Source organism: Frankia sp. AgB1.9, from assembly GCF_016786355.1.
Lineage (GTDB): Bacteria > Actinomycetota > Actinomycetes > Frankiales > Frankiaceae > Pseudofrankia.
Genome location: NZ_JADWYX010000019.1, coordinates 463 through 17,076 on the forward strand (window position 1 = coordinate 463; position 16,614 = coordinate 17,076).

At 70.5% G+C, this 16,614-nt stretch carries 13 protein-coding genes and 1 pseudogene; 7 read left to right on the top strand and 7 right to left on the bottom strand.

Annotated elements, in window-relative coordinates:
• The 3 genes and pseudogenes from I6A60_RS41465 to I6A60_RS09385 form a co-directional block, all read right to left on the bottom strand.
• Positions 1–851, bottom strand: a pseudogene (locus tag I6A60_RS41465) (acetyl-CoA C-acyltransferase); the annotation flags it as partial.
• A gap of 53 nt (positions 852–904) precedes the next feature.
• Positions 905–1,762 (bottom strand): acyl-CoA thioesterase II, encoded by an 858-nt coding sequence (locus I6A60_RS09380; RefSeq protein WP_203015457.1) that lies wholly within the window; start codon positions 1,760–1,762, stop codon positions 905–907.
• A gap of 7 nt (positions 1,763–1,769) precedes the next feature.
• Entirely contained in the window at positions 1,770–2,546 is a 777-nt protein-coding gene (locus I6A60_RS09385; protein ID WP_203015455.1) for an SDR family NAD(P)-dependent oxidoreductase, read from the bottom strand.
• A gap of 131 nt (positions 2,547–2,677) precedes the next feature.
• Between I6A60_RS09385 and I6A60_RS09390 the strand changes: the two genes are divergently transcribed.
• The 3 genes from I6A60_RS09390 (at position 2,678) to I6A60_RS09400 (ending at position 6,790) form a co-directional block, all read left to right on the top strand.
• Complete coding sequence (locus tag I6A60_RS09390) at positions 2,678–3,676, top strand: LLM class flavin-dependent oxidoreductase (RefSeq protein WP_307873604.1); 999 nt, start codon at positions 2,678–2,680, stop codon at positions 3,674–3,676.
• 351 nt (positions 3,677–4,027) lie between these two features.
• Positions 4,028–5,212, top strand: coding sequence for a cytochrome P450 (locus I6A60_RS09395; protein ID WP_203015453.1), 1,185 nt, complete (start codon positions 4,028–4,030; stop codon positions 5,210–5,212).
• 150 nt (positions 5,213–5,362) lie between these two features.
• Positions 5,363–6,790 carry an ATP-binding protein gene (locus I6A60_RS09400; RefSeq protein ID WP_203015451.1) on the top strand — a complete coding sequence of 476 codons (1,428 nt, stop codon included), beginning with the start codon at positions 5,363–5,365 and terminating at the stop codon, positions 6,788–6,790.
• 62 nt (positions 6,791–6,852) lie between these two features.
• Here the strand turns inward: I6A60_RS09400 and I6A60_RS09405 are convergent, their stop codons facing one another.
• From I6A60_RS09405 to I6A60_RS09415, 3 genes are all read right to left on the bottom strand, one after another.
• Positions 6,853–7,998, bottom strand: coding sequence for a thiolase family protein (locus I6A60_RS09405; RefSeq protein ID WP_203015450.1), 1,146 nt, complete (start codon positions 7,996–7,998; stop codon positions 6,853–6,855).
• A 10-nt stretch (positions 7,999–8,008) separates the two neighbouring features.
• Positions 8,009–8,479, bottom strand: a complete 471-nt coding sequence (locus tag I6A60_RS09410; RefSeq protein WP_203015449.1) for a Zn-ribbon domain-containing OB-fold protein — start codon at positions 8,477–8,479, stop codon at positions 8,009–8,011.
• A gap of 185 nt (positions 8,480–8,664) precedes the next feature.
• A complete protein-coding gene (locus I6A60_RS09415; protein WP_203015448.1) occupies positions 8,665–9,819 on the bottom strand; it encodes an acetyl-CoA C-acyltransferase in 1,155 nt (384 codons plus the stop codon).
• A gap of 396 nt (positions 9,820–10,215) precedes the next feature.
• Here I6A60_RS09415 and I6A60_RS09420 point away from each other — a divergent pair, with 396 nt between their 5' ends.
• The 4 genes from I6A60_RS09420 to I6A60_RS09435 all read left to right on the top strand — a co-directional run bounded on the left by I6A60_RS09420 (position 10,216) and on the right by I6A60_RS09435 (position 15,554).
• Positions 10,216–11,085, top strand: a complete 870-nt coding sequence (locus tag I6A60_RS09420) for an NAD(P)-dependent oxidoreductase (protein WP_238435102.1) — start codon at positions 10,216–10,218, stop codon at positions 11,083–11,085.
• A gap of 222 nt (positions 11,086–11,307) precedes the next feature.
• Entirely contained in the window at positions 11,308–12,522 is a 1,215-nt protein-coding gene (locus I6A60_RS09425) for a CaiB/BaiF CoA-transferase family protein (RefSeq protein WP_203015446.1), read from the top strand.
• Positions 12,523–12,573: 51 nt separating this feature from the next.
• On the top strand, positions 12,574–14,040 hold the full coding sequence (locus I6A60_RS09430; protein WP_203015444.1) for a class I adenylate-forming enzyme family protein: 1,467 nt from the start codon (positions 12,574–12,576) through the stop codon (positions 14,038–14,040).
• 287 nt (positions 14,041–14,327) lie between these two features.
• A complete protein-coding gene (locus I6A60_RS09435) occupies positions 14,328–15,554 on the top strand; it encodes an effector-associated domain EAD1-containing protein (protein WP_203042350.1) in 1,227 nt (408 codons plus the stop codon).
• Positions 15,555–15,738: 184 nt separating this feature from the next.
• On the opposite strand, the gene I6A60_RS09440 is transcribed toward I6A60_RS09435, so the two are convergent.
• Positions 15,739–16,569 carry an SDR family NAD(P)-dependent oxidoreductase gene (locus tag I6A60_RS09440; RefSeq protein ID WP_203015440.1) on the bottom strand — a complete coding sequence of 277 codons (831 nt, stop codon included), beginning with the start codon at positions 16,567–16,569 and terminating at the stop codon, positions 15,739–15,741.
• Positions 16,570–16,614: the final 45 nt, after the last annotated feature.

The following is a 16,614-nucleotide window of genomic DNA, read 5'->3' on the forward strand; positions in this document are numbered from 1 at the left end:
GCCGGCGGGACGCCGGCCGACGCCCAGGACCTGATCACGGCGAGCGGCTCCAGGCCGTTCGCCTCGGCGAACGCCCGGGAGGTCACCAGGACCGCGCCCGCGCCGTCGTTCACGCCGGAGGAGTTGCCCGCCGTGACGCTGAAGCCCTCGATCTCCGGGTGCAGCACCTTGAGCCCCGACAGCCGCTCCAGGCTCGTGTCGCGGCGCGGGTGCTCGTCGGTGTCGAAGGTGAAGGTGGTGCCGTCCCGCCGAGTGACCTCGACCGGGACGATCTCCTCCTTGAAGGCGCCCGCGTCGATGCCGGCGACGGCGCGCTGGTGCGAGCGCAGCGCCCAGCCGTCCAGGTCCGCGCGCGACAGGCCCGCGGCCTTGGCCGCGTTCCAGCCGACCGTGATCGACATGTCGAAGTTCGGCGCGTCGGGGGTGTTCCGGTGCGTCGGCGAGTACCAGTCGACGACGTCGTCGGTGCCGGGCTGCCGGCGCTGGGACCGCGGCGAGGTGGACGAGGAGTTCGTGCCGCCGGCGACGACGACCTTGTCCATCCCCGCGATGATCGACGCGGCGGCCGTCTGGATGGCGGCCATGCCGGAGGCGCAGTGCCGGTTGTGCGCCACGCCGGGAGCGTTGACCAGCCCGGCCTCGATCGCCGCGTACCGGGCGATGTCGCCACCGCCGTACAGGGCCTCGCCGAGCACTACGTCGTCGACCAGCTCCGGGTCGATCCCGGCCCGCCGGACGACCTCGCCGACCGCGAGCGTGGCCAGCTCGAAGGCGTCGACGTCGGCCAGGGATCCCTTGCGCGCGGTACCCACCGGCGTCCGGGCGGTAGCAACAATCACCGCTTCATTCACGTCAGCTGCGCTCCTTCATGACCCAGATGTAAATGTCGATCTCGCTCTACTCGTCAGAGCCGGTGGCTGCCCGCCGCCGCCGGAGCCATCGCGCGGATCATGCTGTCCTGGACGTACGACGCGACCAGCGCGCCGTCGGCCGCGAAGATGTCTCCCCGGCCGTAGCCCCGGCCGTGCCCGGTGTACGGGACCCGGGTCGAGAGCAGCAGCCAGTCGCCGGCGGCCACCGGCTCGTGGAACGTGATCGTGTGCGACAGCACGCTGGTGGAGATGGTGCGGTGCGACAGCGCCTGGCCGACGCCGGGGTGCGGCCGCATCGCCGTGCCGATCGAGAAGCCGTCGGTCACGAACGCGACCAGCGCCTGGCTGATTCCGCGGTCCTCGGGCGCGCCGGGCCAGCGTGTCCAGACGTCGAGCTCGGCCGGGCCGATCGCGTCCGGGTCGTTGAGATCGACGGCGCCGACGATCGACGCCTCCCAGTCACCGGGCGAGTCGGGCCGCCCGTGGCCACCGTTGAGCTGCTCGCCCGGCTTCGGCGGCTCCAGGCCGACGCGGCTGTCCTCGTGCCGGATGAAGTCCGGCTCGTCCACCGACAGCAGCACGGTCGACTGGCTGACCACCTTGCCGTTCTGGCTGATGGTGACCGCGCTGCTGGCCATCGTGCGGCCCGAGCTGAGCCGCTGGACGGCGATGTCGAGCGGCAGGTCCGGCCGGCCGGCGCGGGCGAAGACGGTGTGCAGCGTCTTGACCGCCTTGCCGTCCTGGCCGGCGAGCCCCGCGGCGATCGACTGGGCGAGCAGCTGCCCGCCGTAGACGACCGGGCCCGGCGAGGGGACGTTGCTCGCGCGGTAGCTGTCCTCGCCGACCGGCTCTAACGCGAGCGAGCCGACGACGGCGTCGACGTTGAACACGGCCGGGCTACTTCGCCGGGAAGCGCAGCGCGCCGTCGAGCCGGATGTTCTCGCCGTTGAGGTACGGGTTGCGCGCGATCGACTCGACGAGCAGCGCGAACTCCTCCGGACGCCCGAGCCGCTTCGGGAAGACGATGTCCTTGGTGAGCGCCGCCAGCATCTCCGGTCGGATGCTCTCCATCTTCGGGGTGCCCATGGTGCCGGGAGCGATCCCGCAGACCCGGACTCCGATCACCGAGAGGTCGCGAGCCATCGGCAGCGTCATGCCGAGGACCGCGGCCTTGGCCGAGCCGTAGGCGATCTGCCCGGTCTGGCCCTCAAGGCCGGCGAGCGAGCCGACGTTGATGATCACGCCGCGCTGGCCGAACTCGTCCGGCTCGTTGTCGGCGAAGGCGCCCGCCGCGACGAGGCGGCTGAAGTTGAAGGTGCCGGTCACGTTCATCGCGAGGGTCGTGACGAACACGTCCTTGTCGTGCGGGGTGTTGCCCTTGCCGACGGTGCGCCCGCCGCCGGTGGCGCCGCCCGCGACGTTGACCAGCAGCGACACCGTGCCGAGCGCCTTGCCCGCCGCGATCGCGGCCTCCACGTCCTCGTCGACGGTGGTGTCACCGGCGACCGCGACCGCGACGCTCTCGTCGAACTCCTTGGCGACCGCCTCGGCGGCGTCGCCGAACTTGTCGACGACCACGACCTTCATGCCGACACCGATCAGGTGGCGCACTGTCGCCGCACCAAGACCGCCGCCGCCGCCGGTCACGATCGCCACGCGTCCGTTCAGATCCAACGTCCCCAGCCCCTCTGTTCGCTTGCCACCGCGCTAACACACCGACATTACTGACACCGACGTCAATGTTGGTACACTCACACCCTGTGACGGTTGCCGGATGTGACGGCCGCCACGGAGGGAGCAGCCAGGTGGCGATCTTTTTAATGCGGTTCGACTTCCGCAATCCGCCTATAGCCCAGACGAGTATGTCCGAACGCTACGGTGCCGCGCTTGACATGGCCGAGTGGGCCGACCGGCTGGGCTTCTACGCCTTCGGCCTCTCCGAGCACCACGGCTCCGACGACGGATACCTACCCAGTCCGCTCGCGATGGCTGCCGCCGTCGCCGCCCGGACCAAGAACGTCCGGATCATGATCGCCGCGCTGATCACGCCGTTCCACGACCCGCTGCGCCTCGCCGAGGACACCGCGGTCATCGATCACATCTCCGCTGGCCGGCTCGATCTGGTGCTCGCGGCCGGCTACGTGCCCGCCGAGTTCGAGATGTTCGACGTCCCCGTCAAGGAGCGCGCCAAGCGCCTCACCGAGACCGTTCACACCCTGCGCGCGGCCTGGACCGGCGAGCCGTTCGAGTACCGCGGCCGCACCGTCCGGGTCACGCCGGCCGCCTACTCCCCCAAGGGCCCCGGCATCACCCTGGGTGGCAGCTCCGAGGCCGCCGCCCGGCGCGCCGCCCGCCTGGACATCGGGTTCACCCCGACCGACGGGGCCACCTGGGAGTTCTACCGGGACGAGACGATCAAGCTCGGGCGGGCGGACCCGGGACCGCACTTCGGCCGCACGGCGACCTTCATCCACGTGGCGCACGACGTCGAGGCCGGCTGGGAGAAGATCGCGCCCTACGCGCTGCACGAGTCGAACGCCTACGGCGCCTGGCTCACGGCCGGGGGCAGCGGCACCGCGAGCGTCTTCCAGGCCGCCGAGTCGACCGAGGCGCTGCGCGAGACCGGCCAGTACCGGGTGCTGACCCCCGCCGAACTCGTCAACGAGCTTCGCGAACAGGGACCATTCGCACTATGCAACCTCACTCCGATGATGGGCGGCATCCCGCCGGAGATCGCCTGGGAGAGCCTGCGCCTGATCGAGAGCGAGGTCATTCCCGCGCTCGCGGCGGAACAGACGGCCTAGCCGACGGGCGGGTAACGTTTGTCCATCACGGTCACTTGAGTCGCGTTCGAGAGGAATGTAGTTTCCGCGTCGTACCAGGCGTAGTGCGGCTTAGGCTGCGGGCGGCCGCGTCCACCCCGTCCGCTCCTGCGCTGGCCGCGACGTGCCGGTTCGTTCGTCCGTAGCTCGCGAGTCCGTGGCACGACTGAAGGTCCCGGACCCGGGTCGACGCAGCTCCCGCCTGGTGAAACGCCCGGCCACGGCCCGTCGCCCGGCCGGGTGCCGCTGTGGCGCCGGCAGGCACCTACCGCGGCCGGGGGCACCCGCCCACCGGCATCATTCGTTTCGACCCGAGGAATGAAGGTCACGGCCGTGACGGAACTGTACTGGGACCCGTTCGACAAGACGATCGACGTGGACCCGTACCCGGTGTGGCGCCAGATGCGCGACGAGACACCGGTCTACCGCAACGAGAAGTTCGACTTTTACGCGCTCTCGCGGCACAAGGACGTCGACGACGCCCACCTGGACCCGGACACGTACAGCTCCGCGCACGGAACAGTGCTGGAGATCATGGGTCCGGATGCCCTGGACACGGGTCTCATCATCTTCATGGACCCGCCCGCCCACACGATGATGCGCGTGCTCGTCTCGCGCGGCTTCACGCCGCGGCGGATCGCGGCGCTCGAAGAGCACATCCGCAAGCTGTCCGCCGAGATGCTCGACCCGCAGATCGGTGGGTCCGGCTTCGACTACGTCCAGGACTTCGCCGCGCAGCTGCCCTCGAAGGTCATCTCCGAGCTGATCGGCGTCGACCCGGCGGACCGCGAGGAGGTCCGCGAGGCGATCGACGCGTCCTTCCACCTGGACCCGGAGAAGGGGATGATCAACGACGTCTCCTTCATGGCCCAGATCAAGCTGCACGAGTACTTCTCGGAGCAGATCGACGCGCGCCGGAAGAACCCGCGCGACGACGTGATGACCGCGCTCACCGAGGCCGAGATCGGCGTCGGCGCCGAGGCCCGCCGGCTCACCACCAAGGAGGCGGCGGACTTCACCAACCTGCTCGTCTCCGCCGGCACCGAGACCGTCGCCCGGCTGCTCGGCTGGGCCTGCTCGCTGTTCGCCCAGCACCCCGACACCCGTGCCGAGCTCGTCGCCGACCCGTCGCTGCTGCGCGGCGCCGTCGAGGAGACGCTGCGCTACGAGGCGCCGTCGCCCGTGCAGGGCCGCTGGACCACCCGCGACGTCGAGCTGTACGGCGAGACGATCCCGGCGAACTCCAAGGTGCTGCTGCTGACGGCTTCGGCCGGGCGCGACGAGCGCAAGTACCCCGACGCCGACACGTACGACATCCGCCGCCGGTTCGACAGCCACGTGGCCTTCGGGCACGGCCCGCACTTCTGCCTCGGCGCGTCGCTCGCCCGGATGGAGGGCCGGGTCGCACTCGAGGAGACCCTGAAGCGCTTCCCGTCCTGGGAGATCGACACCCCGAACGTCGAGCGCCTGCACACCAGCACCGTGCGCGGCTTCGCGAAGCTGCCCATCCTGCTGTAGCTCGCCCGCACAAGCGACCGCCGCCGGTGCTCTCGTTGGAGAGGACCGGCGGCGGTCCCTTTTTCAGCCCGGGGTCGCCCTGAGGGCACCGTCAAGGATAGTATCGCGAGTGATACTATCGAAGCCGGGAGTCTCTGAGGCGGGTGGGTGATGGTCGAGTTCGTGGGGCGGGAGCGCGAGCTCGTCGTGCTGGACCAGTTGATGGGGGCCGTCCGATCGGCCGTCGGCTCGCCGAAGCCCGGTCGATGCCTGCTTATCCGCGGCCGACGGCGGATCGGGAAATCCAGCCTGGTTGAGACCTTCGTCGACCGGGCGGGCGCGCCGGCAGTCTTCTTCACCGCCGCCGGCGCCGCCGCGGACGTCGAGCTGGAGGCGCTCCAGCACGCGGTCGCCTCCTCCTCGCTTCCCGACCGAGACGTCTTCGCCGAGGCGGTTCCCGGGAACTGGAGCGCCGCGTTCCGTCAACTCGCGGGCACGCTGCCCGACGACCAGCCCAGCATCGTCGTGCTCGACGAGGTGCCGTACCTGATGGACCGGGTCGACGCCTTCGAAGGACTCCTCCAACGCGCCTGGGACCGCGATTTCTGCCGCAAGCCGGTGCTACTGATCCTCATCGGCTCGGACCTGTCGATGATGGAGGCGCTGGGTTCCTACGGCCGGCCGTTTCACCAACGGGGACAGGAACTGGTCCTGGGCCCACTTAACCCCGCCGAGGTCGGCCAGATGCTTGCGCTGGACGCGGCCGAAGCGTTCGACGCCACGCTGGTTACGGGTGGACTGCCGCTGATCTGCGCCGCCTGGCAGCCGGGCGAGGACCTTTGGACGTTCCTGGCCCGGGAGCTGGCCAACCCGGTTTCGGCGCTGCTGGTTTCCGCTGAACGATCGCTTGCCGCCGAGTTTCCCGAGTCGGCCAACGCCCGCAATGTGCTGACCGCGATCGGGACCGGCGAACGGACCTTCACCAACATTGCCCAGGCGGCGGGACGCATCGCGCATACGAGCCTCACCCGATCGATCGAGGTGCTGACCGGCAAACGCATGGTGGTCGCGGAGCTTCCGATCTGGACCAGACCGTCCAAGGAACGCCGCTACCGGGTGACCGACCCGTACCTGCGGTTCTGGCTGCGGTTCATCGGGCCCAATCTCCCCGAGATCGAGCGCCTACGCGGAGACCTCACCCTCGCCCGCGTTCGCGCCAGCTGGACCTCCTGGCGCGGCCGGGCCGTCGAACCCCTGCTGCGCGAGTCCCTGGCTCGGCTGCTCCCTGACGGAGATCTCCCCGCCGCTCAGGCAGTCGGCGGCTACTGGAATCGGTCGAACACGATCGAGGTGGACATCGTGGGCGCGGATCGTGCGCCCGTCGCCGCGGAAATCCACTTTCTCGGGTCCATCAAATGGCTCGAGCGCTCGGCCTTTGACAGCCATGACCTCGCCGCGCTCCAGAAGCATCGCGCTGCCCTCACCGACGAGCCGATCCCCCTGATGGCGATCAGCCGCGGCGAGGTCACCGCCTCGGGCCTGACCGCCGTGTACGGCCCGGTCGAACTCCTGGCCGCGTGGACCAGCTTCAAATCCTGAGGCCAGGGCGCCCCGGCTGGGCCAGCCACCTGTTGGCGACCGGCCCAGCGCGGAAATCGAGGTCAGACCGAGAGGATGGCGACGCCGGCGGTGCCGGGGGCGCCGTAGAGCTGGCCGTAGCCGACGCGGGGGCTGCCGGGGACCTGGCGGTCGCCGGCGGTGCCTCGCAGCTGCTGGGTCAGCTCGTAGACCTGACGCAGGCCCGAGGCGCCGATCGGCTCCCCGTTGGCGATCAGGCCGCCGTCGGTGTTGACCGGGAGGCTGCCGCCGATCTCGGTCGCGCCCTCGGCGTAGAGGCGTTCCTGCTCGCCGTCCTTGCACAGGCCGTTCTCGGCGAGATGGATCACCTCTGCACCGGCGTCGGTGTCCTGGAGCTGGGCGACGTCGACGTCCTCCGGGCCGAGACCGGCCATCTCGTAGGCGGCCCGGGAGGCGTAGACGGTCGGGGCGTCGTCCCGCTCGATCGGCAGCCACGGGCTGTGGACCTCGAACGCCCCGAGCTTGCGGGTCCGCACCACCGAGGCCTTCAGGTAGATCGGCCGGCTGGTGTACTTGTGCGCCTCGCTGGCCTTGCACAGGATCACGGCGGCCGCGCCCTCGTCGGGCGAGCAGAACATGTACTGGGTCAGCGGGTCGTTGACCATCCGCGCGCCCAGGATCTGCTCCTCGGCCATCGGGGTGCGCCGGAACGCGTCCGGGTTGATCGAGCCGTTGCGGTAGTTCTTCGCCGCGACCTTCGCCAGGGTCTGCGGGGAGATCCCGTGGTCGTACATGTACCGCTGGATCTTCATCGCGAAGAACTTCGGCGTCAGGAACAGGCCCGTCTCGCCGTACCAGGCCGGCAGGCCGTACTCCTCCGAGTAGGAGGCGAACGCCCCGGTCGGGTGCTTGTCCATGCCGATCGCGATGCCCAGGTCGTACTCGCCGAGGCGGATCGTGTTCGCGGCCTGGGTCAGCGCGCTGGCGGCGGTGGCGCAGCCGTTGTAGACGTCGGTGATCGGGATCCCGGTCAGGCCCAGGAAGTTGATCACAGCGTCGGGGTTGTCGACCTCGAAGCTGCCGGCGAAGCCGAACTGGATCTGCTTCCATTCCAGGCCCGCGTCACCCAGCGCGTTACGCACCGCCTGGGCGCCGAGCTGGATCGCGGTCTGGCCGGGGAAGCGACCGAACGGGGTCCTACCTACGCCGATGATGGCGACATCGTCCATGGCGGGCCCCTCAGTTCTTCTCGACGGGACGGAAGGCGTAGGTCAGCACCTCGGTACCGTCGGCGTCCGTGGCGAACGGGACGACGACCAGCTCCATCTCCTGGCCGATCTCCAGCGGCTCGTCGACGCCGACCGCGAGCCGGGCCTCGATCCGAGCCTCCGGGAGTTCCACGTAGCCGACGCCGTAGCTGACGAAGTCCGCCGCCGGCTCGGTGCCGAGGTACGGCGGGTTCTTCGGCTGGAACCGCTGGCGGGTCCACGTCCACAGGGTGCCCCGGGTGGACAGCCGCGTCTGCGCGGTGTCCAGGGAGCCACACCTCGGGCAGTTCGGGTACGCCGGGAACGCGATCAGACCGCAGACCTGGCACTTCGATCCGATGAGCCGAGGCTCGTCCGACGGCCAGTCGAACAGGCCCTCCGCGACGACGCGCTGAGCGACCACATCCTGGGCCACGGCTGCCCCCTCCTCCGAATTTGACATCAGCGTCAGCATAGAGGGGCCGGTCGGACGTCACCACCGTTCGGAATTGATCGCTGTTTCCGCCCTCCAGCGGCTGCGATCGGGGCTCGATCGCGACCACCAGAGGGCTGAAACGACGATCATGGCGGGGAGCCGCCGTGGCGCCGGGCGCCGGGCCGGGCGCCGTTGCGGGTCCGGCTAGCGGGTCAGAGCAGTTCGAGGATGGTGGCGTTGGCCTGGCCGCCGCCCTCGCACATGGTCTGCAGGCCGTAGCGGATGCCGTTGTCACGCATGTGGTTGACGAGCGTCGTCATGATCCGGGCGCCGGAGCCGCCGAGCGGGTGGCCGAGCGCGATCGCGCCGCCGTTCGGGTTCAGGGCCTTCACGTCCGCGCCGAAGTCGGCGAGCCAGGCCAGCGGCACCGGGGCGAACGCCTCGTTGACCTCGAACGCGCCGATGTCGTCGAGCTTGAGCCCCGACCTGGCGAGCACCTTGTGGGTCGCCGGGATCGGCGCGGTCAGCATCATGATCGGGTCGGAGCCGGCCAGGACGGCGGTGTGAATCCGGACGAGCGGGGTCAGGCCCAGCTCGGCGGCCTTCTCGCTGGTCGTGATCAGCAGGGCGGCCGAGCCGTCGGAGATCTGCGAGGAGTTGGCTGCCGTGATCAGGCCGCCCTCCTCGACCTTCTTGAACACCGTCTTCAGGTTGGCCAGGCCCTCGACCGTGCCGCCGCGGCGGATGCCCTCGTCCTTGCTGATGACCGTGCCGTCGGCGAGGGTGACGGGCGCGATCTGGGCGTCGAACCGGCCGTCGTCCTGGGCCGCGGCGGCCTTCTCGTGCGAGCCGATCGAGAACTCGTCGCACTGCGTGCGGGAGAAGCCCCACTTCGCGGCGATCAGCTCCGCGCCGAGGCCCTGGTCGGGGAAGACGTTGTTGTAGCGGGCGAGGTAGCGCTCGCCCAGCGGGTTCTGGCCCATCAGCGACGTGCCCATCGGCACCCGGGACATCGACTCGACGCCACCCGCGATGACGACGTCGTACTGCCCGGCGACCACGCCGGCGGCGGCGAAGTGCACCGCCTGCTGGGAGGACCCGCACTGCCGGTCGACCGTCACGCCCGTGACGGTCTCCGGAAAACCGGCGCCGAGCGCCGCGTTGCGGGCGATGTCGAAGGTCTGCTCACCGACCTGGCCGACGCAGCCCCAGATGACGTCCTCCACCAGCGACGGGTCGACGCCGGCCCGGGCCACCAGGGTGGCGAGCACATGCGCCGACAGGTCCGTCGGGTGTACCCCCGACAACCCGCCGTTCCGCTTGCCGACCGGCGTCCGAACCGCCTCGACGATCACCGCATCACGCATGTCGACGTCCCCTCAGAGAGCAGCGTTACTGAGTATGCATTCACTCGGGCCGCCGGCACCACCGACGACGAATGCCGCCTCCGGCGCGGTTGGCCCGGCCAGGGCAGCTGGCCCGGCCCGTACAGCTGGCCCGGCCAGGGCAGCACCATGATCGCCGTTTCGGCCCTCGCATGGTCGTAGCCGGCCCTGCTTCGTAGCCACCAGAGGGTCGAGACAGCGATCATGGTGACGGGCTGACCTTGGCGGTTGTGGTACTAGTGTTGCAACGTGTCCGACTCTCTCGCAATGCCAGCCGACGAGTCCGCCGGAGGCGACCAGCGGCAGCCTTCGACGCCCGCCGCTCCGCCCACCGCGGCGCCCGGGACGACCCGGGTCGGCTGGATCGGGACCGGCGTGATGGGTGCGGCGATGGCCGGCCACCTGCTGGGCCAGGGCTATGCGCTGACGGTCACCACGCGGACCAGGGACAGGGCCAAGGAACTGCTCGACGCCGGCGCGGACTGGGCGGACACCCCGGCCGACGTCGCCGCGGCCAGTGACGTCGTCTTCTCGATGGTCGGCTTCCCCTCGGACGTGCGCGAGGTCCTGCTCGGCCCGGCCGGCGCGCTCGCGACGGCCCGGCAAGGCACCGTGTTGGTCGACATGACGACGAGCGAGCCGGCGCTGGCCGTCGAGATCGCCGCGGCCGCCGCCGACCGTGGCGTGCTCGCTTTGGACGCCCCGGTCTCCGGCGGCGACGTCGGCGCCCGGGGTGGCACTCTCTCGATCATGGTCGGTGGCGCGCCGGAGGCACTGGAGGCCGTACGCCCCTGCCTCGAGGCGATGGGCCGGACGATCATCCGCCAGGGCGGGCCGGGCGCCGGCCAGCACACCAAGATGGTCAACCAGGTCCTGATCGCCTCCAGCATGGTCGCCATCAGCGAGGCACTGCTCTACGCCTACCGCAACGGCCTGGACCTGGAACAGGTGCTGGCCTCGGTCAGTGGCGGGGCGGCGGGAAGCTGGGCGCTGACGAACCTCGCGCCGCGGGTGATCGCCGGCAACTTCGCGCCCGGCTTCTACGTGGACCACATGGTCAAGGACCTGGGAATCGCGCTCGCCGAGGCGAGACGCGCCCGCCTCGCGCTGCCCGGCCTGGCGCTCGCGGAGCAGCTCTACGTCGCGCTGCAGGCCCAGGGACGCGGCCGGGACGGCACGCAGGCCCTCGTCCACGCGTTGGCCTCATTGTCCGGCCAGCCGTTCCCGCCGCCGCCACACCAGGCCTAGCGGCGGTCCCCGGCCTGGCCGGCGTCCTGGTCTGGCCGGCGTCTCAGGTCCGGCCGCCGCGCTCGGCCTGACCGCTGGCTTCGGTCTGGCCGTCGCGGCCCGGCTGGCCAGGGCGGTCGTCTCTTGCACCGCGCGGGTCATCGCGGGGACTATGGGTTTGACGTCGATGTTGAAACCCCGGCCCGGCGGGCTCCCCGGGCGAGGTGTGCTGGGAGGCTCCCGATGACCGCGGTGATGCAAGGCGTACGCGTCCTGGAGGTCGCCGAGCATACGTTCGTACCCGCCGCCTCGGCCCTGTTAGCGGACTGGGGCGCGGACGTCATCAAGATCGAACACGTCGAGCGCGGCGACGCGATGCGCGGCCTGGCCACCTCCGGCACCGTGGACATCCCGTCGGACGTCCACGTGCTGTTCGAGCACTCGAACCGCGGCAAGCGCAGCCTCGCCCTCGACCTCACCTCGCCCGAGGGCCTCGACATCGTCTACAAGCTCGCGGCCACCGCCGACGTCTTCCTGACCAACAAGCTGCCCCGGGTACGCACCAAGCTGAAGGTCACCGTCGACGACATCCGGGCGCAGAACCCGAACATCATCTATGTCCGCGGCACCGGCCAGGGCGAGCGCGGCCCCGAGGCCGACCGCGGCGCCTACGACTACCTGGCCTTCTGGATGCGCAGCGGCGCGGCCCTCGGAGCCACCGCGTCCGACGCGACCGTCGTCAACGGGCCGCCCGGGCCGGGCTTCGGCGACTCGATCGGCGCCCTGACGATCGCGGGCGGCATCATGGGCGCCCTGTTCCACCGGGAGCGCACCGGCGAGGCGACCACAGTCGACGTCTCGCTGCTCAGCGCCGGCCTCTACACGATGGGCCAGGCGGTGGGCCTGTCGATGCTGACGAAGAAGCCCTGGCAGGGGCCGCCGTCCGGCCACCGCAGCAACCCGCTGGTCGGCAGCTACCAGACGAAGGACGGCCGGTCGCTGGCCTTCTCCTGCCTGCAGGCTGGCCTCTACTGGGGCCCGGCGTGCGCCGCGATCGGCCGCCCGGAGCTGGCCACCGACCCGCGGTTCGCCGACCACGGCGCATTGATGGCGAACAAGATGGAAGCCTCCGCCATCCTGGCGGCCGAGTTCGCTTCCCGCGACCTGGACGAGTGGAAGGAACGGCTCGCCGACTTCCCGGGGCAGTGGACCGTCGTCCAGCACACCCTCGAGGCCGCCGGCGACGCGCAGAGCATCGCCAACGGCTACGTCCAGGAGCTGGAGAACGCCGCCGGGGTGCCGTTCCACCTCAGTGCCGCGCCGGTGCAGTTCAACGAGGAGGCGCACAGCCCGCGGCGGGCGCCGGACTTCAACGAGCACGCCGAGGAGATCCTCGGGGAGCTCGGCCTGGACTTCGACGCGGTGCTGGACCTCAAGGTCCGCGGCATCGTCGCCTGAGCAGGGGTTTCCGAAACGGTTCACCCTTCGAGACGCCGGAGGCAGTGCGTCATGGATGCCGAGGTCACGCCGGTCAGCATCGGCGCCCGGGTTCGTCAGCTCGGTACCGACCAGCCGGAGGCCACCGCGTTCTGGTCCGTCGCGCTCGACGGCACCGAGTCGTCGTTCACCTGGGGCTGGCTGGACGGGCGGTCCAGCCAGCTCGCCGGGGCGCTGGCCGCCCGCGGGGTGCGGTTCGGGGATCGCGTCGGGCTCGGGCTGCGGAACTCGCCGCAGTTCGTGCTCGCCGCCTTCGCCGCGTGGAAGCTCGGCGCGATCCCGGTGCCGGTGCGCTGGGACGTGCCGGACTGGGAGCTCGCCCGCGTCCTGGAGGTGATCGCTCCCCGGGTGCACCTGGGCGCCGACGACCTGGGCTGGATCGACGCCACCGACACGGGCGAGGCCCCGGACCTGCCGGACGTGACAGCGCCCCACCTGCAGGGCATCTGCTCGTCGGGCTCGACCGGCCTGCCGAAGGTGATCGTCGCCGAGCGGCCGGCCCTGTACGACTACCGGATGGCCACCCCGATGGTCGCCGCCTGGCGCGAGGTGGCCCGGCCCCAGAAAATCCTCGTGCTGGCCCCGATGTACCACGCCAACGGGTTCACCACCCTGTACAACCTGCTCGCCGGCGAGACCCTCGTCGTCCTGACCAAGTTCAACGCCGCCCAGGCCGTCGACGCGATCGAACGCCACCGCGTCACCCACTTCACCGGCGCCCCGACGATGCTGCAACGGATCGCCGACCTTCCGGGCGTCGACGACCGCGACCTGAGCTCCGTCGAATGGATCATGCAGGGCGCCGCGCCGATGCCACCGTCGCTGGTCCACCGCTGGGCGAAGCTCATCGGCCCCGAGAAGATCTTCATGATCTACGGGATGACCGAGGGGCTCGGCTGGACCGCCCTGTTCGGGGACGAGTGGATGAGCCACGAGGGCAGCGTCGGACGCGGCATCCGCGGCACCGAGATCCGCGTCCTCGACCCGGCCGGCGCAGCGCTTCCCGTCGGGCAGATCGGCGACGTGTACCTGCGCAGCGCTCACATGGGCGGCTACCAGTACCTCGGCGACGCACCCCGGCTACGCGCGACCGACGACGGCTTCATCACCGCGGGCGACATGGGCCACCTCGACGAGGACGGCTACCTCTACCTCGCCGACCGCCGGGTCGATCTGATCATCACCGGCGGGGCGAACGTGTTCCCGGCCGAGGTCGAGGCCGCGCTCATCGACCACCCCGCGATCGCCGACGTCGTCGTCATCGGCCTGCGCGACGAGGAGTGGGGCCGGCGGGTGCACGCGCTGGTCGAGCCGGCCGATCCGGCCAACCCGCCGACCACCGCCGAGATCGTCGCCTACGCCAAGACCAAGCTCGCTGCCTACAAGGTCCCCAAGACCGTCGAGCTCCTCGACCACATCCCCCGCAGCGAGGCCACCAAAATCAACCGAGGCGCCCTCATCGCCGCCCGCGAAAGCTGACCCGGTCGGCCCGCGACGGTCGTCCGCCCGGCTGGTGCGAGGTCCACGCAGCCTCAATCCCTGGAACTCGAACTCACCGCCACGAATCAAGTCCACGGGAAACCTGACGAACGCGCTCAAACCGGCAGATTAGCGGCTAGTCTCTTATGTCGTTCTATCACAGGATAAACCAGCCGGGTCTTTTCCCCGGGCCGCCGCGTCCGCACGTCAGGTAGTCCTGGCCGGATACAGTGCAACGCGACGGACCGGCGCAAGGCGGGTACGGGGCGTGTTTCCGCGGGGGAATCATGGATGGCCTGTCAGATCAGGAGATCGAAGAGCTGGCGGCGGTATTCTGGAGGCCGTTGGCGGCGCTACAGCTGCTAAAGGAGGCGGGCTGGCCGCGCGGCCGAACGACATGGTCCGTGGAGGATGCCGAACAGTTCTTCCATCGGGTCTCCACGGAACTGGAGTGCGGGGCTCTTCCCGGCGGACGAAAGCGGATTCTCACGGTCGCGGCGAAATATTACCCGGGAAACCCGGTATTCGCGCCATGGGTCGATATCACCGATATTCGGCCGGTGGCCGGGCCGGCGGATACGACGGAAGTCGGTCCGAGCTCCGCCCCGACCAGCGCAGACGCGCTCGAACAAACAGGCTTCGGGGAGGAGGCCGCGCCGCGCGAGGTGACGGCTGGCCGATCCCTCGTGACCGCGACGTCGGCCCCCGGCGAGTTCGCGGCGCCTTCCGACAAGGTCGCCGACCAGCCGGTCGCCCATCAGCCAGTGGCCAGCCAGCCAGCAGCCGACGCCGAATCACCGCCTACCGCGGCTTCCGCACCGTTGACGATTCCCGCTCCACGCCGGGCCCCCGCGCCAGATCCGGGGCAGCCGCCACCCACCCTGAGGCGCCCACTCCGGTCCCGGACCTGGTATCTCGCGGCGATCGGCGCCGTCCTGGCTGCCGGCCTGCTGGTGGCCGTGACGATGTACCTCTCATCGCATCGGCCCGGCACCGTCCCGCCAGCGTCGAACTCCACCACACCGACCTCTGCCCCCGGCGCCGCGCCGAGCCTGGTAGCGATAAACGCTCCTGGCTCGCCGTCCACAGCGGAGAACTCCGTGCTGAGGAGAACCTCGAGCACGTTCCCCTCAACTCCTCCCCCGACGACTTCTGTACCGCCGACCAGCGTTCCGCCGAGCAGCACGCCACCGCCCTCCGGGGCGGGACCGACCCCGAGCCTCAACATTGGCCCGCTGGGTGGCCCCGCGCCGTTGACCGTGACCGCGAACGTCTCGGCGGTTAAGGCGGGAGCGGCCCCGATCAGGGACGTCACCATTGACTGGGGTGACGGGACGCCGTCTGATGTGGTGACCGACCCGGCCCAGCTCGTGAGACATACGTACACGGCGCCGAGCGTCTATCTCGTCAAGGCGACCGTCACCGATCAGGCCGGCCGGACGGCGGTCAGCAAGAGGAACATCACCGTGGACTCACCCGCTACGGAAACAGCGCAGACCGGCGCGCCAGGCTGACCGAAAACGACTCGGCGGCGAATACCCGGCGCGAGGCGCAACCTGCCCTGACACCGGCCAGCATGCCGCCACCGTCGGCGCGGCAACGTCGACCGGTCGCATGATCGCCGTTTCGGCCCCCAGGTGGTCGTAATCCACGACAAAACGCGACCATTTCAGGGCCAAAACGGCGATCTTTCCGCAGCTAGTCGGGTATCGCGCGGAGGTACTTCGCCATGGCCAGCGGGGTGACCGTCAGGACGCCCGAGTCGACCGGGAGGGTGACGCCGGTGACCCAGCGGGCCGCGTCGCTGGCCAGGAAGGCGACCGACTCGGCGACGTCCCAGCCGTCGCCGGGCGTGCCGAGCAGGCCGGCCTCGTTGCGCAGCGTCGTGACGTACTGGCTGTCCTGCCCGGGGATCGACCGGACCATCGGGGTGACGATGTGCCCCGGGGCGATGGCGTTGACCCGGATGCCCTGGCGTCCGTGCGTGTAGGCCATCTCGACGGTCATGGCGAGCATCGCGCCCTTGGCGGCCGAGTAGGCGATCGTGCCGTCGCCGCGCAGCGCCGAGATCGACGAGATGTTGACGATCGAGCCCGAGCCCTGCGCGGCCATCACCGGCACCGTGTACTTGCAGGCCAGGAACATCGTCCGCAGGTTGATGTCGAGGGCGCGGTCCCACTCCTGCTCGGTGATGTCGACGACGTTGCCGACCGAGGCCATGCCGATGTTGTTCACCAGGATGTCGACGGTCCCGAACGCCTCGACGGCGGCGGCGACCATCGCCTCGCAGGCCGCGGCCTTGGTGCAGTCGCCGGCGAACACCTCGGCCCGGCCGCCGTCCGCCTCGATGAGCTTGCGGGTCTCCTCGGCCCGCTCGGCGTGCAGGTCGACGAGCAGGACGCTCGCGCCCTCCCGCGCCAGCACGGCCGCGCTGGCCTTCCCGGTCCCGACGCCCTCCCCCGGCGTCGAACCAGCCCCCGTCACGATCGCGACCTTGCTAGCCAGTCGCCCGTCGGTCCGTCCGCCCATGGTCACCGCTTCCCTGTCGTCGTCGTTTCCGCGTCGTTCCGTCCG